Raw genomic sequence first — 23,659 nt, 5'->3', positions numbered from 1 at the left:
CTCAAAACACAAATAGCACGAATGTTTTTCACGAATAACACGAATATCTTTGACGGCATTAGTGCCATTTGTGAAAGTATTTGTGACATTCGTGTTTAAAATAATAGATTGAAACTATCTTAAATTTTCATAAAATTAAAGTCTATTAGTTTTGTAGACTAATGAATTAGTTTTACATTTGCCACTCAAAAAAACATAAACTATAAATTGATATAAGGGTATGAAAAATAAAACGACTATCGTATCAGCTTCTGTTCTTTTTTTCCTCGGAACCTATGCTTTCGGGCAGGAAAAAGAAAAAGACAGCGTGAAAACCAATAATGTAGAAGAAGTAGTGGTACTGGGCTCAAGAGCGGGTACCCGATCTAAAATAGACAGCCCGGTTCCTGTGGATGTCTTCAATATAAGAGAGTCTTCAGTAGTTCTTCCACAGTCCAGCATAGGACAGATTTTGAATGCGGTAGCGCCGTCTTTCACTTCTACCATCCAAACGAATTCAGACGGAACGGACCATTTGGATCCGGCTCAGCTGAGAGGATTGGGACCGGATCAGGTATTGGTTTTGATTAACGGAAAAAGAAGACATACATCAGCATTGGTCAATGTCAATGGAACTCCCGGAAGAGGAACTGTAGGAACCGATTTAAACTCGATTCCCTCCTTTGCTTTAAACAGAATTGAAGTCCTGCGTGACGGGGCTTCAGCTCAATACGGATCTGATGCAATCGCCGGAGTGATCAACCTTGAACTGAAAAAAGATATCGGAAAACTAACCGGTCAGGTGAGCTACGGTGGGAATCTAACTCCGACTGCTAATGACCATACCGGAAATTTTGACGGACAGAATATTCAGGTTGACCTTAATTACGGAAATAAAATCGGGAATAAAGGTGGCTTCTATAATATCACATGGTCTTCCCAGTTCAGAAACCCAACCTCAAGAGCCGGAGCTGAAAGTGGATCAATCTACAATGCTTACAATGCGATTGAAAAACGTGCACAGAACGATGGCGTGAATTTATCTTCCCTTTTTTCAAATATCAATAATGTGCCGAATTCTCAGCAGCTTATTAATTACATCCATCAATATGCCCAAGGCGTAAGCTATTTTTCTCAGGATCTTCAGAACCAGATTCAGGGAGCGAACAGTATTGGCGTTTTGCAGGGACTTTTAAAAGGTGATTTTACAGATCAGGAGCTGGCATACAGAGGGCAGGAAAGAAAAGATTTCAACATGCAGGTAGGGCAGTCCAAACTGAATAACCATCAGCTTTTTGCCAATATCGAAGTTCCTATCAATGATAACTGGAAAGTCTATTCTTTCGGTGGTTACAGCTTCAGACAAGGAACTTCAGGAGGATTTTATAGAAAACCGAATCAGAGCAGAACGTTTACAGGATTGTATTCAGACGGTTATTTACCTCAGATCGGAACTGATATCCAGGATCTGTCGCTTTCCGCAGGAATCAAAGGAAACTGGGACGGCTGGAATATCGATTTAAGCAATACATTCGGACAGAATTCATTCAGTTATAATATTCAGAACACAGGAAATACGTCTTTACGTTTTGCTTCTCCCAAAGAATTTAATGCAGGCGGTTTAAGATTCTCACAGAACACGATCAATTTAGATTTCTCTAAAAAATATGATGTCTGGAGTGGAATCAACGTAGCTTTTGGAGCGGAACACCGTTATGAGAATTTTAAAATAACGCAGGGTGATGAAGCTTCCTACACCACTTATGATGCCGCAGGAAATGTGTGGAATAATAGCAGCCCGAGAGCAACAGATTTCTTTGAGAATCCACTTCCGGGAGGATCACAGGTTTTTGGAGGATTTAAGCCGGTGAATGCGATCGATAAAAACAGACAGGCAGTAGCGGCTTACGCGGATGTTGAATTTAATTTCACCAACTGGTTATTGGTGGATGCCGCAGCGAGGTATGAAAATTATTCAGATTTTGGATCTACCTTTAATTATAAATTAGCGTCAAGAATCAAAGTCGCTCCCAATTTTAATGTAAGATTAGCGGGTTCTACTGGATTCAGGGCACCTTCTATCCATCAGATTTATTATAATGTGACCTCTACCTTGTTTACCAACAGTCAGCTTCTGGAAGTGGGAACCTTCAGTAATGATTCACAAATTGCAGGACTGTTGGAAATGCCAAAACTGAAACAGGAAACTTCTAAATCTGCCAGCGTAGGATTTACGTACAAAATTCCTTCTGCGAGCCTGACCTTTACAGCAGATGGATATTTTACCAGAATCAATAACAGAATTATTCTTACTGATCAGTTCTTAAAAGCTGATGTACCTGCCGCTGCGCAAGCTGCTTTTGATGCACAGGGAGTTAATGGGGCACAGTTCTTTACCAATGCGATTGATACCGAGACCAGAGGTGTGGACGTTGTTATTTCCCACAATGCGAGATTTTCAGGGATAAAACTGGACAACAATTTTGCAATTAATGTAAGCGAAACCAGAAAAGTAGGAAATACTCACTCCTCAGGACTTTTACAGTCTCCGAATCTTGAGAAAATTTATTTTTCAGAGAAGTCAAGAGTATATCTGGAAGAAGCGGTTCCAAGGGTAAAAGCAAGTTTATCCCACACGCTTTCATGGAAAAAGGCAAGTGTGTATCTTAGAAATACCTATTTCGGAAAAGTGACGGGTGCAGATCTGATTGATGCTAATGGAGACGGAATCATCGGATTCAATGAGCACCAGCAAATCGGCGATAAAATCATTACTGATCTTTCATTAGCTTACCAGTTTACAAAAAATGTAGGACTGACGATAGGGGTCAATAATCTATTTGATATTTATCCTGATAAAAACCTTCCGGCATCCACCAATAATGACCAGTTTGTTTACTCACGTTCTACGTCTCAGTTTGGTCAAAACGGAAGATATGTATTCTCACGACTTAATTTTAATTTTTAAATCATAGTCCGTTTAAAAATCATATTTTCTGGTTGGAAAAACGCAAAGGAGCAAGATATTTGAATGCATTACGTTGTAAGGAGCCAGGATTTTATCTTCGATAAAATTGAGTGCCGCTGTCATTGCGAGGAGCACAGCGACGAAGCAATCTCAAAAAAAGGTATTGTTAAATAATTTGAGATTGCTTCACCTAAAGGTTCGCAATGACAGAGGCATAAAAATAGCTGAAAATCTATGATTTTTTTGCGCCTTAAAAAAAGATTCATATTAAAAAAACTTGCGCCTTTGCGTTTACCAACAAAAAAAAATTCCATATCAAAAAAGCGGATTCAAATTTTTGAATCCGCTTTTAATATCTGGTGGCTGAGGGCCTCGAAGTCACCAGATATTTGCCTTTTGTTCAATTGAACTCAGATTAATCTATTTCCATGTTTTCAGCTCATAAGCGCCTTCCCAGAAATGGAATTCCATTCTCGTGGACATGATAAAAGCTTCGGTCATTTTTTCTCTTGTTTCCTCTGTACTGTTCTCAGCCAGTCGGTCACAGATTGCAATAGCCTGATCTACGGCAATAGAAAATTCATCCCCTCCATACGTATCAATCCACTTTTGGTAAGGATTATTGATCGTGTTTTGATTGCTGTAAATATAATCTCCGACTTCTCTGTAAATCCAGAAACAGGGAAGGACTGCCGCTACTGCAATTTCTACAGATTCTAAAGCTGCCGTACTTCTCAGAAAGTGAATATAATGATGACAGGCAGGTTCCAGTACGCCTTTATCAGTAACTCCAAAATCTACAAAGTAAGATTCATGCAGTGCATTTTCCACCACAATGGCATTTTCAGCAAATCGCATAAATGCAAGTACATCGTGAAGATCCTGAATTTTAGCAGCAATCAGCGAAAGCGTTCTCCCGAAATGTTCAAGATATAAGGAATCCTGAGCCATATAAAACCGAAATTTCTCCTGGGGTAAAGTTCCGTCTGACAATTCTTTGATAAACGGCATGTCCAGAATAGACTCATACCGTTGTTCTATAGCTTGCCAGGTGTGTTCAGACCATTTCATTTTTGATGAGTTTTTGAGGATTAAAAAAATGATTAAGCGGACCGTTTCCGTGCCCTGTTTGTACGTCTTTTCCGTTGTCTATGGCTTGATAAACATATTCCTGGCCCAAAGAAACGGCATCGTATAAAGTTTTACCCTGAGCCAGATAGGAAGCAATGGCAGAAGAAAGCGTGCAGCCTGAGCCATGGGTATTGCTAGTGTTAAATTTCACCGTCTCGAAAGAATGAAATTTTTCATTTTCATCAAAAAATAAAGACGTGATTGTTGAGGTTTCCTGATGTCCGCCTTTCAAAAGAATGCTTCGGCAGCCCAGCTTTTTTATTTCTTTTCCGGCAGCGTACAAATCTTCAAGGGTCTCGACTTTCATCTTTGCTAAAATGGCAGCTTCGTCCATATTAGGGGTAATCACATCAGCAATCGGGAAAAGTTTCTCCGTGATGGCTGTTATCGTATCCTCTTCGATCAGACGGTGACCACTTGTGGCAACCATAACAGGATCAAATACAAGCGGTATTTTTTTATACTTCCCTAAAGTTGAAACAATCGTTTCGACCAGTTGTGGGGTATGAACCATCCCGATTTTTATAGCATCCGGAAAAATATCATCCAGAATAGCTTCAATTTGATCCGCTATAGCTTCTACGGGAATGGAATATATTTTCCGTACACCCCTCGTGTTCTGTACAGGTAAAGCGGTTAATACAGATGTCGAGAAACATCCTAAAGCAGAAGCGGTTTTAATATCAGCCTGAATGCCAGCGCCGCCGCTTCCGTCAAATCCGGCGATCGTTAATACCGATGGATAAGTGTATTTCTTCATTTTAAAATTTCGTTTTTTAATTGATAGGCTGCTTTTTGAGGATCAGGTGCACCGCAGATCGCGGAAACAACAGCAAGACAATCTGCCCCTGCATTCATCACTTCTTTTGCATTTCCTAAATGAATATGGCCAATGGCGACTAAAGGTTTTTCCGTAAGCTGTCTGATTGTTTTAATTCCTTCAAGGCCCCATTCTGTTATCGTATCCGTTTTTGTATCCGTTCTGAAAACGGGACTGATTCCCAGATAATCTGAAACGGCTGTCTGTTCATTGTCAAGCTGGGAAAGATATTCTATGGAGTAACCAATGATTTTATGATGGAGAAGAGGCCGTTGTCTTAAATAAACGGGTGAAGCATCGCTGTTTCCCACATGAATGCCTGCTGCATCGACCTTTTCTGCAACCTGAATATTATCGTTAATGATGAGTGGAACTGAATATTTATCGGTCAATTCAATAAGCTGTTGAGCTTTTGCAAGAAAGGAATCTGTACTGCTGTTTTTCTCTCTCAGTTGAATCACATCAACTCCGCCAAGCATAGCTTGCTCGGCAACCTGCAGAAAATTTCTTCCCACACAGTCGGCTTCAGAAATAACCAGATAAAGTTGATAAGGAAAAGGATTTAAACTCATTTCCTTTCTATTTTTAGACGGTTTGAGAATTCCTGTTCAGTGATCGTATACAGATTATCGATGAGGTTGACCTGAAGACTTCCGGGACCTTTGCTTTCCTCAGCAGCCAGTTCCCCCGCTATCCCGATGAATGCCATGGCAGCAGCTACAGCCATTACTTTATCCTGTGTAATTCCTATAAATGCACCGATTAAGGCTGTCGCAGAACATCCCAGACCGGTTACTTTCGTCATAAGCGGATGTCCGTTTTGAATGAAAATTTCCTGTTGATTATCAAGAATAATATCGGTCTCACCGGAGATACAGACAATGGTGCCGTATTGGTCAACGAGACTGCGGGCAGCATCTATAGCTTCATTACTCTGTGCAGTGCTATCTACTCCTTTGGTAGCGGTTGTATTGGCTTTGGCCAGCGCAATGATTTCAGAAGCATTCCCTCTGATAACGGTAGGTTGATATTGCAAAAGTTGCTGTAAAACTTCGTCCCGGAAAGAAGTGGCTCCGGCACCTACAGGATCTAAAACCCATGGTTTTCCGGTTGAATGTGCCGTTTTAGCCGCCAGGATCATAGATTCTGACCAGTATTCATCCAGCGTACCAATATTGATCACCACCGAATGCGCGATGCCAATCATTTCCTGAATTTCAGATTTTGCATGCGCCATGATAGGAGAGGCTCCTGCAGCCAAAAGGGCATTGGCGGTATTGTTCATCACCACATAATTGGTGATATTATGAACCAAAGGAGACTGTTGTCTGACAAGCTGTACCTGTTCCCAAAGAATTTTTTCCATTATTATCATTTAAAATAAAAATAGCTTTAGGAAAAAATCCAAAACAAAAAGTACACTGTCAACAATGTCATTTTGCTTTTCCCTACGTCGGTGTCAGCCGTATCAGGTTCAAAGGGACTCTCTCAATTCTTTTTCAGAATACCCCTAAAGCAAAACAAATGTATAAAAATTATCAGAGCAGGCAAAAACTCACAAGAATTATCTTTCTACAAGCTCTTTGACAGGCTCTCCGTAATAATCTGTCACAGTGGTTTTAATCTGCAGAAGCTGGTACCATTTGATAAATGCCCCAATGAATACAATTAACATCAGAACCATAGCCGTTACGGCTAAAGCTGCCAGCAGATACTGTTCTTTAGGAAGATAGATCGCAGTAACCTGGATATAACCGGCCCAGAAAGTAATTCCGGCCATAAAAACTCCCGGAATGGCTGAGCATAACGCATATTTCCCTCTGTTCATCCGTATGAGCATCGTCGTACATACAATAAGTCCGCAGGCTGCCAATAGCTGATTACTGATTCCAAAGAGCGGCCAGATACTGCTGACATTACCCGTAAATACCAGATATCCCCACGCGAAAGTAAATAAGAGGCTGCTGATAATAATTCCCGGAATCCAGTTTTTATCATTGAATTTAGGAATCACAGAACCCAGCATTTCCTGTAAAAAGAAACGGCCGACTCTTGTTCCTGCATCAATAGCGGTAAGGATGAACACGGCTTCAAACATGATGGCAAAATTATACCAGTAAGCCGTCAGCTGATCCATATATGGGATTTTATTGAAAATATGAGCCATTCCAACGGCTAAGGACACCGCTCCACCTGTTCTTCCGTGAAGCTCAATGCCTATTTTTTGTGAATAATAATCGATGTCTACGCCATGAAGAGCAGGATGTGCTGCCAGGAAAGCATCATAAGATTCCTTCGGAGTATTGATGGCAAAATAATCACCCGGCATTAACGTACAAGCTGCGATTAAAGCCATTAATGCTACAAAACCTTCCACCAGCATCGCTCCGTAGCCTACAAAAAGGATTTCTTTTTCTTTGTTAAGCATTTTTGGGGTTGTTCCGGTTGCAATTACAGCATGGAAACCTGAAATGGCTCCACAGGCGATCACAATAAAAATAAAAGGAAGTACAGGGCCGCCAATGACAGGACCTCCACCGTTTATAAATTCCGTAAGGGCAGGCATCTGAATCGTTGGATGGATCACGATCACACCTACAGCAAGCATAATGATGGTTCCTATTTTTAAATAAGTTGAAAGGTAATCTCTAGGTACAAGAAGCAACCAAACCGGAAGCACAGAAGCCAGAAAACCATACAGCGGAATAGCAATCGAAATGGTTTTTATATCCCATGTAAACAGGTTGTTCATCGTTTCATTCTGCATTAAGCTATGACCGCCGATAATTCCTGCTATTAAAAGGATCCCTCCTAAAATACTGGCGAAAAGCACACTGTTTTTTCTGTATCTCATGATCAATCCCATGATCACCGCGATAGGCATTGTAATCACAACTGTAAATAAAGACCATGAAGCTTCATGCATCGCATTGATACAGGCCAATGATAAACCGGCCAGCGTAAGAATCAATATGAATAAAATGGCAAAACCGGCAACTGTTCCGGTGGTCTTTCCAATTTCCTTAGAAGCAATGGTGGCAAGACTCTGTCCCTTGTGTCGTACAGAAGCGAATAAAACCACCATATCATGCACACCGCCACCCAATACACATCCGATCAGGATCCATAATGCACCGGGAAGATAACCAAACTGGGCCGCCAGAACAGGTCCCACCAAAGGTCCTGCTGCAGCAATAGCCGCAAAATGATGTCCGAAAAGAACATTTCTATTGGTCGCTACGTAATCTTTACCATCTGCAAATTCTACGGCAGGCGTTGTATTTTTATCATTAAGCCGAAGTACTTTATTGGCAATGAAAATACCATAAAAACGATAGGCGATCGCAAAAATAAGGACTGATACAAAGATCAGGGTAAGTGCATTGGTGTTATTCAGAAAATCCATACCAGTTGTTTTTTTAAGAATGAATAATTAAAAATATTGGATATTTTGTTAAGAATAATTTAAACAAAAGCCAAGTTAATTATTTTAGACGTAAAAACGGGTGATATGTATATTAATCTAGCAAATTTATATTTTTAGATGTTTTTTTTATTTTATAATATTGATTTATAGTTGATTAAATAATTTTCTATCTAAGAATATATATGTTAAGACTCGTCAGTTGAAATGTTGTTCGTTAATGATTTATAGGATACTTTTTCTAGTGGAGTATTATTTTACTAACTCCTCAAAAAGTTTATCAAAAGTCTTTTCCAGGTCTTTAGATTTTCCCGGATGAGGTCTTGAAGTTTGAACGACAGAGCTTCTTACAGCCGTCAGCCAGCGGAACCGTTCAGGAATATCCATCAGGGCAATCGGGCCTCCTTCTTTGTCGCCGTTTGCAATTTTCTGAAAGCTTTCCAGATTCTGGATAATGTCGTCGTAATCAATTTTATTGTGCATCAGCTTAAATTTATCCAGACACAGATGAAATTCCACGCGGATAAACTTCTCTTTTTTGGAGAACATCACGAGTCCGATGTTGAAAAATTCTTCTCTTTCAACTTTGGGTACCAGGCGGATGACGGCGTATTCGTATATTTTATCCTCTTGCATTTTTCGCTTCGTTTAAAAAGATTTGAGAATTTTCTAACCTGGTTTTCATGAACTGGAAATAGATCTCACGGATCTCCTCCGGTGTTTCATCGGCGTCATTCCATTGGAGCCAGTCTTCAGGAATTAAATTGACGATATCCCTGAATAACGTGTCATTCAACACCTCGTGGGCGAATTTGTCGGCTTCATCCAGCCTGTTGGCTTTCGGAAGCAGGACGTGATCTTTCACATATTTGAAAGGAGTTTTGGCCGCTGCATCAAAATTCTGCCACGAATGATGGAAATAAAACGATGCTCCGTTGTCGATGACCCAAAGCTCTTTATGCCACATCAGAAGATTCGTATTCCTGAAAGTACGGTCGATATTGGTGATGAAAGCATCCAGCCAAACGATTTTTGAAGCCAGAAGCGGATCCACCTTTACGCCCGGATCATAGGTGATAGAACCTGAAAGATAATGGAGTCCCAGATTCAGCCCTTCGGAAAATTTCAGCAATTCCTGGATTTCCTCATCGGCTTCCGTTCTTCCGAAGTCAACATCAAGGTTGACGAATACCAGCTCAGGAATCTGTAGTTCCAAAGCTTCAGTGATCTTACCGCCTAAAAGTTCGGAGATCAGCATTTTTACTCCGTGGCCTGCGCCCCGAAATTTTAGTACATATTTAAAATCATCATCAGCTTCTGCCAAAGCAGGAAGAGATCCGCCTTCCCTCAGAGGCAGGATGTAACGCATGACGGTTACCGTTCTTAAATCCAGCATACCGCAAAATTAAGGTTATTTTTTGATAAGTTGTGATCTGTACGAATGAGAACGAAAATAAGATGAAAACAAAAGCGCTAAGGATTTTTTCATTAATTTAGAGTGGTGTGAAATACCACAAACAGTAAATAAAAGTTTAATTGTATGAAATTGATAAAATATATTAATATAAAGCTTGGAAACCCCGAAACCAGAGATTTTCTGGCAGATGCATTGTATCCCGAAACAGATGAAAAATTACCGTTGGTGATCTTTGTTCATGGTTACAAAGGCTATAAAGACTGGGGTGCCTGGAATCTGATGGCAGAGAAGTTTGCTGAAGCCGGCCTTTTCTTTGTGAAATTCAATGCTTCTCATAACGGAACCACAGTTGAAGATCCTCATAATTTTGCTGATCTGGAGGCGTTTGGGAATAATAATTATTCAAAAGAGCTTTCAGATTTAGGTGTAGTGATTGATCACTTTGTGAAACATCCTAATGTGGATGATCAGAGGATTGTCCTTATCGGGCACAGCAGAGGAGGAGGGATTTCCATCATCAAAACTTTTGAAGATGAAAGAATCAATGGGCTGATCACACTGGCCAGTGTAGATACTCTGGAACGTTTTCCTAGAAATGAAGCGCTTGAAAACTGGAAAAAAGACGGTGTATACTATGTTCTGAACGGCCGTACAAAACAGGAAATGCCCCATTACTATCAGTTTTACGAAGATTTTGAAAATAACGTACACCGTTTCGATGTGGAAAGAGCGACAGAAATGGCCAAAGCTTATGTGCTGATTATTCATGGAACCGATGATGAAAGTGTGAGCGTAAAGAATGCGGAACACCTTCATATCCTGAACCCCAATTCAGAATTGTTCTTAGTTGAAAATGCAGATCACACCTTTGGTTCAAAGGAACCTTGGACTGAAAAAGAACTTCCGGAAAACTTAAAAATCGTGACTGAAAAGTGCATTGATTTTATTAATAAGAATATGAAATAAGGTGAATAGTGGAATAAAATTTGAATATTGACGTTCTAATTATTAATCACTCTATTAAATTATTATGAAAAAATTGATCGTAAGCGCCTGTGCGTTTTCATTATTCGCCGTGATCTCATGTAAAAAAGAAGCCAAAACGGATGTACCGGCAACCGCCGACTCTGTAACGACCACGATGCCGAAAGATTCTGTAGCTGCACCTAAAACAGACTCAGCAACTTCTATACCTTCAGTAACGGCTTCTGCTGATAATATCATTACTAAAAATACAGGTAAATATCCCCATGATGTTAAGCTGTTCGAAGATAAAAGTTTTGCAGACCGTGTTAAAAAACTTACCGGAGCGCAATATGATGAAATGCTTAAAAATTTCAACGTAGAATCTCCGATTGTATCTGAGAACGGAATCTATAAAATAACAGGCTGTAAGCAGCATGATTGCCCGGGATATTCAACATCGATCTTCTATGATGCCAAGAATGATAATCTGAATGTTTCTATTGATAAAAACGGAAAAGTAACGGATTTTGCTGAGAAAGGGAAAATTACGGTTACTGATACATTGAAATCTAAATAAAATTTGAACTGTAAAACCTATCTGTCATTGCGAACCTTTAGGTGAAGCAATCTAAGGTATTTGTTTTTGAGATTGCTTCGTCGCTGTGCTCCTCGCAATGACAGCGGTATTCAATTTTATCGGAGATAAAATCATTGCGCCTTAAAGCATTAGAATTTGTTTAAAAAACTTGCGTCTTTGCGAATTTCAACATAGACATGGTGAACATTTTTTGACGCAAAGTTTTAAAATTAGAACCTCTTATTGAGGGGAGCAAAGAGGGAGTCAACAAGTTGATTCGATGAAGGAGAATGTGAGAGCGTTTAAATTTTACAGCTAAGAAAATAAATAAAAACCAGCCTAATTGCAGGCTGGTTTTGTTTTGTATAAGCTTATGTTATGCTATTGTTAAAAGCGTCCAGGCTTCTTCAATTTTACTTTCCAACAGTAATTTCTGAGCGTCTGTATGAACGTTCTCATCCGTATGGAATTCTCCTGCAGGAAGTATTTCTACGTTGGCGAGCATTCCCAGATCGTTTCCTGTAAATATTTTACTGTATTTGATAGAGTCCGGCAGAAGATCAAACCCAATTCCTTTTGTTACTAAAGGTTTTGGTACTTCAAAAATACTGTTCTGATTGCTTCTGGAGTAAAAGTTCCCTCCTAAACGAGCCACCATATCCAGTTTTTGCTGATCTAAATTCCCGGCTTCATTCAGATACTCTTCTCTGATATGAATTTTCTGTACCTCACAGATGACCAGATTTCCAGCGCCGCCCTGATCTCCCAGAGATTTCACTTCTAAAACTTTACATTCAAAGTTAACCGGACATTCTTCAATCAGTTTAGGCTGTACCAGATCTGCATCTTTCATGGTCAGTCCGGATTTGATGAATTCATTGATTCCGGTTTCATATTCTGTAGAAGCTAAAGAAATCTGCTGTACGATTGGAAAATTTACGGTTCCAATCACTACTTCAGGAACTTCAAGAACATTTTCCAGCGTATGTTTAGTGGTATTGTCACGTACTCTCCTCGATGGTGAAAAAATCAATATCGGAGGAACCGTACTGAACATATTAAAAAAACTGAATGGTGATAAATTGATAGTTCCGTTTTTATCTACCGTAGAAGCCAAAGCAATCGGACGCGGAGACACGGCGGTCTGCATGATGGTCTGAAGCTGTACGGGGTATAATTCGGATGGGATAACTGTTTTCATTGTTTATTTTTAACCACAAAAGTCGCAAAAGTTGTAAAACCTCATAGGTTTTCGAAACCTATGAGGTTTAATGATCTATTCGTTTTTATCAAGTTTTATTTTTCATCTAACTTAATAAACTTAAGTGTTTCAATTAAAGATTAAAAGATTAAACCGTTGGAATAATTTTACCAGAAACTTCACCGAAGCCTACTCTCACACCGTCTTTTTCAGCCCAGGCTTTCATCATAACCGTATCATTATCTTCGATGAATTTTCTTTCCTGACCATCTTTTAACTGTAAAGGATTTTGTCCTTTCCACGTTAATTCCAGCATAGATCCGAAAGATTTTGGGTCGCTTCCTGAGATGGTTCCGCTGGCATATAGATCCCCAACTTCTACGTTACATCCGTTTACTGTATGATGAGCCAGCTGCTGAGTCATATTCCAGTACATGAATTTATAATTACTTTCTGAAATCAGATTTTCTTCACCATTTTCAGGTTGTAAATAGACTTCAAGATTGATATCGAAGTTTTTATCGCCTTCAAATTTTAAATAGTCTAAAACTTCAGGCTCCTGTTTTGGAGAAGCTGTTCTGAAAGGTTCCAGTGCTTCAAGGGTAACCACCCATGGAGAAATAGATGAACCGAAGTTTTTACCAAGGAATGGTCCCAGTGGAACGTATTCCCAAGCTTGGATATCTCTCGCTGACCAGTCGTTAAATACTACCATTCCGAAGATGGCGTCTTCAGCGTCTTTTGTGGAAATACTTTCACCCATTTCTGAGTTTCTGTTCAGGATAAAGGCCATTTCCAATTCAAAATCCAGTTGCTTGCTTGGTCCGAAAAGTGGTTTTTCTGCATCTGCAGGTTTCGTCTGACCTTTTGGACGGTTGATTTCTGTTCCTGAAACTACGATAGAAGAAGCTCTTCCATGATACCCTACCGGAAGGTGTTTCCAGTTAGGAAGCAATGCATTTTCCGGATCGCGGAACATTTTTCCTACGTTGGTTGCGTGCTCGATGCTGCTGTAAAAATCCGTGTAATTCGGGATGTGTACTGGCATGATCATTCTTACTTTGTCCAGATCATAGAATGCGTCTGCAATGGTTTTTTCGTCTTTTGATAAGATAGAACCTTCCTGCAGAAGCTCCTGGATTCTCGTACGTACTACGTTGGTAACCGGTTTTCCCAGTTCGATCAACTCGTTGATGGTATAGGCTTCAAAAACATTGTCGGCTAATCCTTCAATGTTTTCAAAATATCCCAGGTCGTATAGTGTGGCAAGATCTACTACCTGATCTCCGATCCTTGTACAGCACCCGATATATTCTTTGTTAAAAACGGCTACTCCGAAAGGAATATTATGTATAGAAAAGTCTGAATCCGAAGAATACTCTACAAATGATTTCATAATTTTTTTGGAATTAAATTAAGGTGTAAGATAACAAATCTCTCAGGATTTGCTGTCTGAAAAGAATTTATTTCTTTTTGGAATAAGAGGCTTCATCGATCCATCTGTCTTTTGTGTTGACATCGATAAGATACAGAATGTCTTTCTGCCTGGTGAGCAGTAAAGTTTTGGTCACAGGAAGCGGAACTTTTTTATTTTCAAGCTTATCTGCGCGCAGGGAAATGATGTTTTTTCTTCTGACGATATCGCCGGTAAAAACGTTTGAACTGCTTTCGCCGGTAGCTTTGTCATCGAAAACTTCTACGTAGGTAGCGTCATTTCCTTTGATAATGATAAAATCTCTTTCCGTGTGGTCTTCCGCATCTTTAATGAAGACAAACTTCTTGTTGTCGATATTGACACTTTCAAGATTTTGGTTAATGCCCTTTCTTTCTTCCAGTCGGTTAAGGATTTCATTCAGGGTTCCATATTGAGCTTGAAGCCCTAATGTTCCGAAAAATAAAATCCCAATAAAAAATTTTCTCATACGATGTGTTTTTATAAAAAAGTTTTGTCAAGATTTTTCATCCTGACAAAACTTAATATTCTATTGTAAAATTAAAGATTTCCTCTTCTGTCCTGCTCTCTTTCAAGTGCTTCGAACAATGCTTTGAAGTTTCCGGCACCAAAACTCTGTGCACCGTGTCTTTCAATGATTTCGAAGAACAGGGTAGGACGGTCTTCTACAGGCTTCGTAAAGATCTGAAGCAGATATCCTTCCTCATCATGATCAATAAGGATGCCTAAGTCCTGTAATTTTTTAAGATCTTCGTCAATATGACCCACTCTTTCTGGAACCATGTCATAATAAGCCTCCGGCGGAGCAGATAAGAATTCTACACCACGCTTCTTCAGTTCAGTGACCGTGTGAATAATATCCTTTGTAGCGACAGCGATATGCTGTACACCTTCTCCTTCGTAGAAATCAAGATATTCTTCTACCTGAGATTTCTTTTTACCTTCTGCAGGCTCGTTGATCGGGAATTTTGCAAATCCGTTTCCGTTGGACATTACTTTAGACATTAATGCAGAATATTCCGTATTGATCTGTTTGTCGTCAAAAGAAAGGATGTTCACAAAGCCCATTACTTTTTCGTACCATTCTACAGTAGGGATCATTCTGTTCCAGTCTACGTTTCCTACACAGTGGTCTACATATAATAAACCTGCATCTTCAGGGTTGTAAGCACTTTCCCATTTTTCGTAGCCAGGCATGAATGCTCCTTTGTAATTTTTTCTTTCGATGAACATGTGGATCGTTTCTCCGTAAGTATAAATTCCGGACATTCTTACCTCACCCTGATCATCTGTTAAAGTTACCGGCTCCAGGTATGGTTTTCCGCCTCTTTTAGTAGTTTCTTCAAAAGCTTCGTAAGCGTCATCTACCCAAAGTGCCAAAATTTTCACTCCGTCACCGTGTTTTTTTACGTGTTCGCTGATTGGTGAATCGGATTTAAGCCCTGTTGTTAATACCAATCTTATCTTCCCCTGTTGAAGAACATAAGAAGCACGGTCTCTTACTCCTGTTTCAGGACCCGCGTATGCTACAGACTGAAAACCAAATGCGGTTTTGTAATAATGGGCAGCCTGTTTAGCATTTCCTACATAAAACTCAATGTAATCTGTACCGTTGATCGGTAAAAAATTCTCAGCTTGAGCAATTTTTTCGGCAAATGTAAGTGTTGACATATTTCTATTTTTACTTTTATTTTAATGGTATGCAAATTACAAAAATCTTATAAATAGCGAAAACATTCAAGTAGATTCCTTAAACATACTTAACATAAAATTAAAGAAGTGTTCATTTAAGTATATTTAAGTTTATTTATAATGAAATCGGATGTCTACATTTGTTATTACAAAGAACAAGTGAAAAAGAAAAATATTTTCGAAACAGGAAAGCCGTAGACATTCTACGGCTTTCTTTATTTTTCTACATCGACGATTCTGTTCAGTCTTCCTGCATCAGGATTATAATTGTCCCAGATCTTCCATACATTATCTATTTTACGGATAAAATAGATCTGTGTATTGAGCTGATTGACAAAGTGTTCCTCACCGGTTTCTCCTACTTTGAATAACAGATTCCAGAATTCCTGGGTTTCCAATATTTTTTTATCAGGTTCATCAGTAACAATATGAATATCAAAAACTTCATAGTTGGAACGGTTGTTTTTCGTCACCAGCTGAAAGTCTCTTTCACACAATTCTCTGCTGAATTGGGAAGTTCTTTCCAGAAATGGCGAACCGTTAAATACCAGTTCTTTAAAAATATCGGTTTTGTGTTCCGGAAAATGCTTGTAAAATTCAAATGCAGTAGCGCAATAATCGTAGACCATTTTCGTAAGAAATTCAAGACCGTCTCCTAATTCTTTCTCGTTGTTTTTCAGCTTTACAGACTGTATGTAGTCATTTAAGTCTTTGTAACCGAGGAAAATACAGATCTTATCCAGTGTTTTCAGGAAACGGAGGTCATTATGGGTTTTATCCTGATAATCATTTTCGAAAAAACGCTGCAATGTAACATGCGATATCGTATTTCCTATTTCAAATTTTTTTCCGCCTTGCAGTTCTTCAGAGTCAGATAATTCATCTTTTATAATTTCGGAAAGAATAATATAATGGCTTCTTTTCCATTCACTCACATTCCCCAAAACAGAATTCCTTACTTTCGAATGTTTTTCAACTTCTTCCCGTATCGAATTATATATCGTTTTCAATTTCCCTTGGTTTTAGATGAGTTTATCAAAAACACTGCCAAAATGTTAAAGCTTTTTTAAGATTCATCTTGTTTTTGTTAATAATACCAGGTTCTTCTCGCAAAGCTTATTCATGAGAAAAACCTGATATTAATATTTTTATTGTTTAAACCGTTCATAAGCAGCTCTTTCCAGCATCTCCCTGTCATCCGGGTGTGCGATGCTGATCAGCTCCTGAGCTCTCTGACGGAGATTTTTACCATATAAATAAGCAGTCCCATATTCTGTCACAACATAGTGAATGTGACCTCTTGTAGTCACGACTCCAGCGCCCTGTTTAAGAAAAGGAACAATTCTTGAGATCCCTTTTTTGGTTCTTGAAGTGATCGCGATGATCGGTTTTCCGTCTTCACTCAATGCAGCCCCTCTCATAAAGTCCATCTGACCACCGATTCCACTGTATTGTAAGGTTCCGATAGAATCTGCACAAACCTGTCCGGTAAGGTCAATTTCAATGGCCGAATTGATCGCAACCATCTTTTTGTTTCGCATGATATTAATAGGGAAGTTTACATCGCTTACATCTTTAAAATCAAAGACAGTATTATCATCTACGTAGTCATAGAGTTTTCTGGTTCCGAAACAGAAACTTGTGATCGTTTTATTATCATGGTAGCCTTTATACTTATTGTTAATGACATCACTTTGAATCAGATCAATCACTCCATCACTCAACATTTCGGTGTGTACACCAAGGTCCTTGTGATTCGTTAAACATTTCAAAACAGCATCAGGAATCGTTCCGATGCCCATTTGAAGTGTAGATCTGTCATCGATCAGTTCCGCTACATTTTTACCAACAAGCATTTCTACTTCACCAACTTTTGAACCGTAGTCTACGGTTGGAAGTTCCTCTTCATGCCAGACCAGCTTATGGATTCTGCTGATGTGGATCATTCCGTCGCCGTGGGTTCTCGGCATCAGAGGATTGACAATAGCCACAATAAGTTTTGCGGTATCTACAGCTGCTCTTGCGATGTCTACAGAGGTTCCCAAAGTACAGAAACCATGTTTGTCCGGTGGAGAAACGGTAACTAAAGCCACATCCAGCGGCAGTATGTTTTTTCTGAATAAAATAGGGATCTCGCTTAAGAAAACTGGAACGAAATCTCCCCGCTCAGAATTCACCGCATCCCTCACAGGGGTTGATACGAATAGAGAATTGACAAAAAAACTATTCTTGTATTCAGGTTTTGCGATTTCTACATTTCCCTGCTGGGTAATGGAAACCATTTCTACATTTTCCAGACGGTGAGACTGTCTTGCCAGCTCGTCAATAAGATAATTCGGAGTACACGCACTCCCGTGGAAAAATACACGATTTCCACTTTTTACAGTGTATATAGCTTCTTCTGCACTAATATAATTGTACATAATGAAATTTTTTATGAATGATTTTTTTATTCCTGAGAACGGTCTTCCATGGTTTTGTCTGACTCTTCCAGCCATGAAGTTTTGTAGGAAGGATCTTCCACTTTCAAAGCTTCTTCCGTGATTTTCAACGGACGGAAAGGGTCTACCATTACCGCATATTCTTCAGTGAATTTTTTACCGATACTTCTTTCCATAGCGCCCGGGTGAGGTCCGTGTACGATTCCTCCTGGATGTAAAGTAAAGTCCATAAGGTCGATATGGTTACGGCTCATGAAATCTCCTTCCGTGTAGAACAGAACCTCATCAGAATCAATGTTGGAGTGGTTGTAAGGAGCCGGAATAGCCATTGGATGGTAGTCGTACATTCTTGCACAGAACGAGCAGACTACGAAATTATGACCTTCAAAATTCTGGTGTACCGGTGGTGGTTGGTGAATTCTTCCGGTGATTGGCTCAAAGTTTTTGATATTGAATTTATAAGGATAAAAATATCCATCCCATCCTACAACATCAAACGGATGCGTAGCGTAGATGAAATCTGTAATCTGATTTTCTTTTTTTACTTTAATTAAAAATTCTCCTTTTTCATCCTTAGGCTCTTTAAAAACCGGTGCGATCATGTCTCTTTCGCAGAACGGAGAATGTTCAAGAAGCTGTCCGAATTCATTTCTGTAGCGTTTCGGAGTGTAAATAGGAGAGTGGCTTTCAAGCACGAAAAATACCGTGTCTTCTGAGTTCACTTCCACCTGATAGATGGTTCCTCTCGGAATAATAAGATAATCACCTGTGACAAATTCCAGGTCTCCTACAAAAGTTTTCAGAATCCCGGTTCCGTTGTGAACGTATAAAAGCTCGTCACATTCAGCATTTTTGTAGAAATAATCCATAGACTTTCTGGGTTTCGCCAATCCCATTTTCAGGTCATTGTTCATCAGAAGGATCTTTCTGCTGTCCATGAAATCATCTTCCGGCGTTACGTTCATTCCCTTAAACATTCTCGGAGCAATATTCTTTTCTACCGCAATTTTTGGTGTCACATCTTTCGGTTCGCCGATAGATTTAATCTGCGTAGGACGGTGGGTATGATAAAGCAGCGATGAAATTCCGTGAAAACCTTCCGTTCCGAAAAGCTGTTCATAGTAAAATTTATCTTCCGGTGATTTGAAAATCGTATGTCTTTTTTGTGGGATGTTTCCCGCCTGATGATATCTCATAGTACTTTTATATCTAGTTTCTCAAATTTAATCATTTTTCGTGAATTGATTCTAACAACATTTGTCATGGTGTTTTGTAATTCAAAAATAATTGTTAGATTTGTCTAACAATTTTAATTTCATGAAGCGAATACTATTTTCTATTATCCTTTTATCCTCTTATTGTTTTTCTCAGGAGACCGACAGCCTGAGTTTACAATCCAAAATAAAGCAAGACTCATCTGTTGTTTCAAAACCGAAAATCAAGATGAGTACCATTGATGATGTGGTTCTTACCGGAACTATAAAACCTTTCAGCAGATCAAAAAGTCCTGTAGCCGTAGAAGTTTACAGCCAGAAATTTTTCCAAAAAAATCCTACACCGAGCATTTTTGAAGCCATTGCCATGGTGAATGGGGTAAAACCTCAGCTGAACTGTTCGGTATGTAACACGGGAGATATCCATATCAACGGACTGGAAGGTCCTTATACGATGATCCTGATTGATGGAATGCCCATTGTAAGTTCACTTTCTACCGTATACGGACTGAGTGGAATTCCCAACAGTCTTGTCGACAGAATTGAAGTGGTAAAAGGTCCGGCTTCTTCTATTTACGGTTCTGAAGCGATGGGTGGAGTGATCAACATTATCACTAAAAATGCACTGACTGCACCGAAGCTGAGTGTAGACATGATGACCAGCACCTGGAGTGAAAATAATTTTGATGTTTCAACGAAATTTAATATTGGGAAGAATGCAGCCTCTTTGTTAAGCTTAAATTATTTCAGTTTTAAGGAAAAGATAGACCAGAATAAAGACAATTTCACGGATTCAGCTTTGCAGAGCAGAGTTTCTGTTTTCAATAAATGGAATTTTCAGAGAAAGGAAAACCGTCAGGCGAGCTTTGCTTTGAGATATCTATATGAAGACCGATTTGGAGGAGAAATGCAGTGGGACAGATCTCACCGCGGAAGCAGTGATGTGTATGGTGAAAGTATTTATACCAACAGGGCAGAGGTTTTCGGGCTTTATCAATGGCCTTTGAAAGAATATATTGTCACCCAGTTTTCTTATAATTATCATGATCAGAATTCTTTTTATGGGAGCAATCCGTACGATGCCCTTCAGAAAGTAGCTTTTGCACAAACCTATTGGAGTAAAAAGCTTGGAAAGCATGACCTGACGGGAGGTGTGACTTTCAAAAGAACATTCTATGACGACAATACACCGGGAACTTTATCTGGCGACGGAATCACCAATGCACCGATGAAATCGCCGATCTGGGGAGCTTTTGTTCAGGATCAGTGGGAAATTAGTGATCAGCATACTTTATTGGTAGGTTACCGTTTTGATTATGATAAAATCCATCATGAAGTGCACTCACCGAGGTTTGCATGGAAATTTTCTCCGAATCCTTATCATACATTAAGGTTCAATTTCGGAACGGGATTCAGAGTCGTGAATCTGTTTACAGAAGATCATGCAGCATTGACCGGTTCCAGAGAAGTTCTCATTAAATCTGATTTAAAACCTGAAAAATCCGTCAACGGAAATTTAAACTACATTTGGAAAATTCCGGTGGGAAGCCGAATGATTCAGCTGGATGCTTCTGCATTTTACACATATTTCAGTAATAAAATTGTAGGCGATTTTGATACCGATCCGAATAAAATTATTTACGATAACCTTCACGGATACGGGATTTCAAGAGGTGCTTCCATGAATGTGGATTTCAGTTTCAGCTTTCCTTTGAGTGTTAATTTAGGAGTGACCTACCTTGACGTTTATCAGAAATTTGATAACGATAATAAAAAATCACAGCAATTACACGCCCCGAAATGGAGTGGAACCTACAATCTTTCATATAAGTTTGCAAATGATCTGACAGTAGACTTCACAGGACAATTCTACGGACCTATGAGACTTCCAATACTGCCCAATGACTACCGCCCGGAATATTCACCATTCTATTCTTTAGCGAATATTCAGGTTTCAAAAAGTTTCAAATCCGGTTTTGAGGTGTATTGCGGGATTAAAAACCTCTTCAATTTTACCCCGAAAGACCCTTTGATGAGACCGTTTGACCCGTTTGATAAATATGCAGACGATCCTATAAGCAACCCGAACCATTATACTTTTGACACTGCTTATGGCTATGCGCCGATGCAGAGAATCAGAGGTTTTCTGGGGGTAAAATATACTTTGAAATGAAAACTTTTATTTTATTTTTAATGTTAGTGCCCTGTTTTTATCTGTCTCAGATGAAGACAGGCACTTTTTCTGATCTTGAAACATCGATGAAAAAAGATCCGAAACCAACGATTATCCATCTCTATACAGACTGGTGCTCGGTCTGTAAAATGGAAAAGCATACCTTAAATAAAGATCAGGCCACGGTAGATCTGATCAATGAACATTTTTATATGGTCAATTTTGAAGCTGAAAAAACAAAAGAAAAAATAAAATTCCAGGGACGTGAATTTGGATATCTCTCTAATGGAAGTGCCGGAATTCATGAGTTGGCGCTGGCTTTGTCTAAAAATAAAAACCAGCCTGTTTATCCTTTGTGGATTGTTCTTGATAAGAATCAAAAACTGGTGTATTATCATGAAGGGCTATTGACACCTGAAACCATGAAGCAGAAACTTTTGGAGATTTCTGCTTTGTAGTTTTTTTTAATTCTATTTTGTAATGGCCTTATAGTCATTGCGAGGACCAAAGGGACGAAGCAATCTCAGAAAAAAGACAGATTTGAGATTGCTTCACCTAAAGGTTCGCAATGACAGACGGTTTTACACAGATTTTTCTCTCTTGTGAAGTATTTAAACTGCGGAGAAATCTTTAAATCTTTAAATTCTTCAATTTTAAATCTAATGTTCCGCATCAATAAGTACAGCGAGCTGAATACAAGGCTCATCCGACCTGTTACTCCACGCATGATTAGTTCCTCTTTGGATAACAATATCTCCCGGTTTCAGAAGCGTTTCGCCTTCATCCATAATTAAATAAAGTTCCCCTGAAAGAATAATAATATAGTCCAGCGTTGGAGTTTTATGCATCATTGGATGTGGTTCTCCTGCTTTAAATTCAACGCCGAGGTCTTTATCCGGTGGAATGACCACATAGCGGAAATAGGTTCCGTTTTTGGGAGTCTGTGGAAATCCGGTATTGGGGATTCGGGTTTCAAAATCCAGTCCTGCAGGTATTTTTTGTGTATTCCAAATATCTGAAATAATAAGGCCGGGAAGATGCTCCACGGCATTTTCTGTCTGCTGATCTTCTATAATGACAGATTTTCCATCCTTAATTCCTGTTATGACACGTCTGGGTATTTTGTTCATATATTAATGTTTCATGATAAGTTTATGACCTTGAGTCTGATTGTTTTTAAGAAGGGAGTGGGCTTTTAAAACCGTGTCCAGAGAAAGATCTCCTACTGTTTTATAATTTGGGGCACTGATTTTTCCGTTTTCAATAAGTGTTGAAATCTTCTCTAAATTTCCTTTGTAATATTGATAGTCTTTGTTCATGCTGTAGGAGTAATTGGAGATATTCATGATCACGGTTCCTTTGTTGAAGAGGGTTTCATGAGCATCTTTCGAGATTAATGCGGTTACATCCACGTAAGTACCATTAATTTTCAAAACATCTGCCGTGATTTCAGACATATAATTTCCCACAAGATCAATTCCGAAATCGAAAAGCTGATCATTGTTGGCTTTTAAAAGATTAGTGGTAAGGTTTTCATCTTTATAATTAATGATCTGATGATTTTTAAGGCCCAATCCGAGGAGTATTTGTCTGTTTTCTTCACTGCCAACGGTCGCTGTAATGTTTTGGAATTGATTGGCTACTAAAAATTTAATAACAAAAGAACCGACTCCACCTGTTGCTCCGGTTACTAAGATGGTATCATTTTCGTTTAGTTTTAAACGATTGACGGTCTGTAGTCCTGTAAGTCCTGCCGAAGGAATAGCCGCGGCCTGTTCGAAAGAAATACTTTTAGGTTTCAAGGCAACAATAGCCTCACGAACAGCAATGAATTCAGCATAGGAACCGTTACTTCCCATCGAGCCGCTTCCGCAGAATACTTCGTCTCCAATGTTGAACTCATGGGCATCTGCACCTTTTTCAACAACAATTCCTGACATTTCACGGCCTAAAATGGGTGATTTAAGGAGTTTCCTTTCCAGTTCGTTTTCAATCATCTGATAATCGATAGGATTAAAACCGCTGGCTTTGATCCGGATTAAAACTTCATGACTTTTCGGCTTGGGTTTTTCTATCTCAGCTTCTCCGAGCTGGAAATTTTCATCTAATATAATAGCTTTCATATGAGTAATTTGATAGACAAATGTAAAAAGAGAATAGTTTATATTTGCTACCAGTTAACTATTGGTAACTAGTTACCTTA

The 23,659-nt window shown here is 39.2% G+C and carries 21 protein-coding genes and 1 riboswitch; of the genes, 5 read left to right on the top strand and 16 right to left on the bottom strand.

Annotated elements, in window-relative coordinates:
* Positions 1-220: 220 nt before the first annotated feature.
* Positions 221-2,947 carry a TonB-dependent receptor plug domain-containing protein gene (locus N0B48_RS04660; RefSeq protein WP_259837095.1) on the top strand — a complete coding sequence of 909 codons (2,727 nt, stop codon included), beginning with the start codon at positions 221-223 and terminating at the stop codon, positions 2,945-2,947.
* Between the two features lie 420 nt (positions 2,948-3,367).
* On the opposite strand, the gene tenA is transcribed toward N0B48_RS04660, so the two are convergent.
* The 7 genes from tenA to N0B48_RS04625 all read right to left on the bottom strand — a co-directional run bounded on the left by tenA (position 3,368) and on the right by N0B48_RS04625 (position 9,718).
* Complete coding sequence (gene tenA / locus N0B48_RS04655; protein WP_259837094.1) at positions 3,368-4,018, bottom strand: thiaminase II; 651 nt, start codon at positions 4,016-4,018, stop codon at positions 3,368-3,370.
* Positions 4,005-4,838, bottom strand: a complete 834-nt coding sequence (thiD, locus tag N0B48_RS04650) for a bifunctional hydroxymethylpyrimidine kinase/phosphomethylpyrimidine kinase (RefSeq protein WP_259837093.1) — start codon at positions 4,836-4,838, stop codon at positions 4,005-4,007. Before thiD ends, tenA begins: the two co-directional genes overlap by 14 nt.
* Positions 4,835-5,470, bottom strand: coding sequence for a thiamine phosphate synthase (gene thiE, locus N0B48_RS04645; RefSeq protein WP_259837092.1), 636 nt, complete (start codon positions 5,468-5,470; stop codon positions 4,835-4,837). Before thiE ends, thiD begins: the two co-directional genes overlap by 4 nt.
* Positions 5,467-6,264: a hydroxyethylthiazole kinase gene (gene thiM, locus N0B48_RS04640; RefSeq protein ID WP_259837091.1), complete on the bottom strand. Its 798-nt coding sequence runs from the start codon at positions 6,262-6,264 to the stop codon at positions 5,467-5,469. Before thiM ends, thiE begins: the two co-directional genes overlap by 4 nt.
* A 62-nt stretch (positions 6,265-6,326) precedes the next feature.
* A riboswitch (TPP riboswitch) is annotated at positions 6,327-6,420 on the bottom strand.
* A 42-nt stretch (positions 6,421-6,462) separates the two neighbouring features.
* Complete coding sequence (locus N0B48_RS04635) at positions 6,463-8,304, bottom strand: carbon starvation CstA family protein (RefSeq protein ID WP_259837090.1); 1,842 nt, start codon at positions 8,302-8,304, stop codon at positions 6,463-6,465.
* Positions 8,305-8,574: 270 nt separating this feature from the next.
* Positions 8,575-8,958, bottom strand: a complete 384-nt coding sequence (locus N0B48_RS04630) for a DUF3037 domain-containing protein (protein ID WP_259837089.1) — start codon at positions 8,956-8,958, stop codon at positions 8,575-8,577.
* Positions 8,945-9,718 (bottom strand): HipA family kinase, encoded by a 774-nt coding sequence (locus N0B48_RS04625; RefSeq protein ID WP_259837088.1) that lies wholly within the window; start codon positions 9,716-9,718, stop codon positions 8,945-8,947. The genes N0B48_RS04630 and N0B48_RS04625 overlap by 14 nt, the downstream gene beginning before the upstream one ends.
* A gap of 144 nt (positions 9,719-9,862) precedes the next feature.
* Between N0B48_RS04625 and N0B48_RS04620 the strand changes: the two genes are divergently transcribed.
* Positions 9,863-10,705, top strand: coding sequence for an alpha/beta hydrolase family protein (locus N0B48_RS04620; protein WP_259837086.1), 843 nt, complete (start codon positions 9,863-9,865; stop codon positions 10,703-10,705).
* Between the two features lie 64 nt (positions 10,706-10,769).
* A complete protein-coding gene (locus tag N0B48_RS04615; protein ID WP_259837085.1) occupies positions 10,770-11,282 on the top strand; it encodes an Ivy family c-type lysozyme inhibitor in 513 nt (170 codons plus the stop codon).
* Between the two features lie 376 nt (positions 11,283-11,658).
* Here the strand turns inward: N0B48_RS04615 and N0B48_RS04610 are convergent, their stop codons facing one another.
* The 7 genes from N0B48_RS04610 to N0B48_RS04580 form a co-directional block, all read right to left on the bottom strand.
* Positions 11,659-12,483 (bottom strand): flavin reductase family protein, encoded by an 825-nt coding sequence (locus tag N0B48_RS04610; RefSeq protein ID WP_259837084.1) that lies wholly within the window; start codon positions 12,481-12,483, stop codon positions 11,659-11,661.
* Between the two features lie 148 nt (positions 12,484-12,631).
* Positions 12,632-13,879, bottom strand: coding sequence for a fumarylacetoacetase (gene fahA / locus N0B48_RS04605; protein ID WP_259837083.1), 1,248 nt, complete (start codon positions 13,877-13,879; stop codon positions 12,632-12,634).
* Between the two features lie 67 nt (positions 13,880-13,946).
* Positions 13,947-14,405 (bottom strand): hypothetical protein, encoded by a 459-nt coding sequence (locus N0B48_RS04600; protein ID WP_223607016.1) that lies wholly within the window; start codon positions 14,403-14,405, stop codon positions 13,947-13,949.
* A gap of 71 nt (positions 14,406-14,476) precedes the next feature.
* Positions 14,477-15,607, bottom strand: a complete 1,131-nt coding sequence (gene hppD / locus N0B48_RS04595; protein ID WP_259837082.1) for a 4-hydroxyphenylpyruvate dioxygenase — start codon at positions 15,605-15,607, stop codon at positions 14,477-14,479.
* A gap of 236 nt (positions 15,608-15,843) precedes the next feature.
* Positions 15,844-16,638, bottom strand: coding sequence for a hypothetical protein (locus N0B48_RS04590; RefSeq protein WP_259837081.1), 795 nt, complete (start codon positions 16,636-16,638; stop codon positions 15,844-15,846).
* Between the two features lie 138 nt (positions 16,639-16,776).
* Complete coding sequence (locus N0B48_RS04585; protein ID WP_259837079.1) at positions 16,777-18,051, bottom strand: acetyl-CoA hydrolase/transferase family protein; 1,275 nt, start codon at positions 18,049-18,051, stop codon at positions 16,777-16,779.
* Positions 18,052-18,077: 26 nt separating this feature from the next.
* Positions 18,078-19,265, bottom strand: coding sequence for a homogentisate 1,2-dioxygenase (locus tag N0B48_RS04580; protein ID WP_034728577.1), 1,188 nt, complete (start codon positions 19,263-19,265; stop codon positions 18,078-18,080).
* A 121-nt stretch (positions 19,266-19,386) separates the two neighbouring features.
* Here N0B48_RS04580 and N0B48_RS04575 point away from each other — a divergent pair, with 121 nt between their 5' ends.
* Complete coding sequence (locus N0B48_RS04575) at positions 19,387-21,456, top strand: TonB-dependent receptor plug domain-containing protein (RefSeq protein ID WP_259837076.1); 2,070 nt, start codon at positions 19,387-19,389, stop codon at positions 21,454-21,456.
* Positions 21,453-21,914, top strand: coding sequence for a thioredoxin family protein (locus tag N0B48_RS04570; RefSeq protein ID WP_259837074.1), 462 nt, complete (start codon positions 21,453-21,455; stop codon positions 21,912-21,914). The genes N0B48_RS04575 and N0B48_RS04570 overlap by 4 nt, the downstream gene beginning before the upstream one ends.
* Positions 21,915-22,115: 201 nt before the next feature.
* Here N0B48_RS04570 and N0B48_RS04565 read toward each other — a convergent pair whose 3' ends face one another.
* Together N0B48_RS04565 and N0B48_RS04560 are read right to left on the bottom strand one after the other, a co-directional pair.
* Positions 22,116-22,586 carry a cupin domain-containing protein gene (locus N0B48_RS04565; protein WP_259837072.1) on the bottom strand — a complete coding sequence of 157 codons (471 nt, stop codon included), beginning with the start codon at positions 22,584-22,586 and terminating at the stop codon, positions 22,116-22,118.
* Positions 22,587-22,589: 3 nt separating this feature from the next.
* Positions 22,590-23,579: an NADP-dependent oxidoreductase gene (locus N0B48_RS04560; RefSeq protein WP_259837069.1), complete on the bottom strand. Its 990-nt coding sequence runs from the start codon at positions 23,577-23,579 to the stop codon at positions 22,590-22,592.
* Between the last annotated feature and the right edge of the window lie 80 nt (positions 23,580-23,659).

It is taken from the genome of Chryseobacterium herbae (assembly GCF_025154075.1).
GTDB classification, from domain to species: Bacteria; Bacteroidota; Bacteroidia; order Flavobacteriales; family Weeksellaceae; genus Chryseobacterium; species Chryseobacterium herbae.
Note: the sequence above shows the minus strand (reverse complement) of the source record. Positions and strands in the feature narration are given on the sequence as shown.

What these genes read in the sequence shown, in the direction of transcription:
- N0B48_RS04660 (WP_259837095.1), top strand. Translation starts at nt 221, where the DNA reads ATGAAAAATAAAACGACTATCGTATCAGCTTCTGTTCTTTTTTTCCTC.
- tenA (WP_259837094.1), bottom strand. Translation starts at nt 4,018, where the DNA reads ATGAAATGGTCTGAACACACCTGGCAAGCTATAGAACAACGGTATGAG.
- thiD (WP_259837093.1), bottom strand. Translation starts at nt 4,838, where the DNA reads ATGAAGAAATACACTTATCCATCGGTATTAACGATCGCCGGATTTGAC.
- thiE (WP_259837092.1), bottom strand. Translation starts at nt 5,470, where the DNA reads ATGAGTTTAAATCCTTTTCCTTATCAACTTTATCTGGTTATTTCTGAA.
- thiM (WP_259837091.1), bottom strand. Translation starts at nt 6,264, where the DNA reads ATGGAAAAAATTCTTTGGGAACAGGTACAGCTTGTCAGACAACAGTCT.
- N0B48_RS04635 (WP_259837090.1), bottom strand. Translation starts at nt 8,304, where the DNA reads ATGGATTTTCTGAATAACACCAATGCACTTACCCTGATCTTTGTATCA.
- N0B48_RS04630 (WP_259837089.1), bottom strand. Translation starts at nt 8,958, where the DNA reads ATGCAAGAGGATAAAATATACGAATACGCCGTCATCCGCCTGGTACCC.
- N0B48_RS04625 (WP_259837088.1), bottom strand. Translation starts at nt 9,718, where the DNA reads ATGCTGGATTTAAGAACGGTAACCGTCATGCGTTACATCCTGCCTCTG.
- N0B48_RS04620 (WP_259837086.1), top strand. Translation starts at nt 9,863, where the DNA reads ATGAAATTGATAAAATATATTAATATAAAGCTTGGAAACCCCGAAACC.
- N0B48_RS04615 (WP_259837085.1), top strand. Translation starts at nt 10,770, where the DNA reads ATGAAAAAATTGATCGTAAGCGCCTGTGCGTTTTCATTATTCGCCGTG.
- N0B48_RS04610 (WP_259837084.1), bottom strand. Translation starts at nt 12,483, where the DNA reads ATGAAAACAGTTATCCCATCCGAATTATACCCCGTACAGCTTCAGACC.
- fahA (WP_259837083.1), bottom strand. Translation starts at nt 13,879, where the DNA reads ATGAAATCATTTGTAGAGTATTCTTCGGATTCAGACTTTTCTATACAT.
- N0B48_RS04600 (WP_223607016.1), bottom strand. Translation starts at nt 14,405, where the DNA reads ATGAGAAAATTTTTTATTGGGATTTTATTTTTCGGAACATTAGGGCTT.
- hppD (WP_259837082.1), bottom strand. Translation starts at nt 15,607, where the DNA reads ATGTCAACACTTACATTTGCCGAAAAAATTGCTCAAGCTGAGAATTTT.
- N0B48_RS04585 (WP_259837079.1), bottom strand. Translation starts at nt 18,051, where the DNA reads ATGTACAATTATATTAGTGCAGAAGAAGCTATATACACTGTAAAAAGT.
- N0B48_RS04580 (WP_034728577.1), bottom strand. Translation starts at nt 19,265, where the DNA reads ATGAGATATCATCAGGCGGGAAACATCCCACAAAAAAGACATACGATT.
- N0B48_RS04575 (WP_259837076.1), top strand. Translation starts at nt 19,387, where the DNA reads ATGAAGCGAATACTATTTTCTATTATCCTTTTATCCTCTTATTGTTTT.
- N0B48_RS04570 (WP_259837074.1), top strand. Translation starts at nt 21,453, where the DNA reads ATGAAAACTTTTATTTTATTTTTAATGTTAGTGCCCTGTTTTTATCTG.
- N0B48_RS04565 (WP_259837072.1), bottom strand. Translation starts at nt 22,586, where the DNA reads ATGAACAAAATACCCAGACGTGTCATAACAGGAATTAAGGATGGAAAA.
- N0B48_RS04560 (WP_259837069.1), bottom strand. Translation starts at nt 23,579, where the DNA reads ATGAAAGCTATTATATTAGATGAAAATTTCCAGCTCGGAGAAGCTGAG.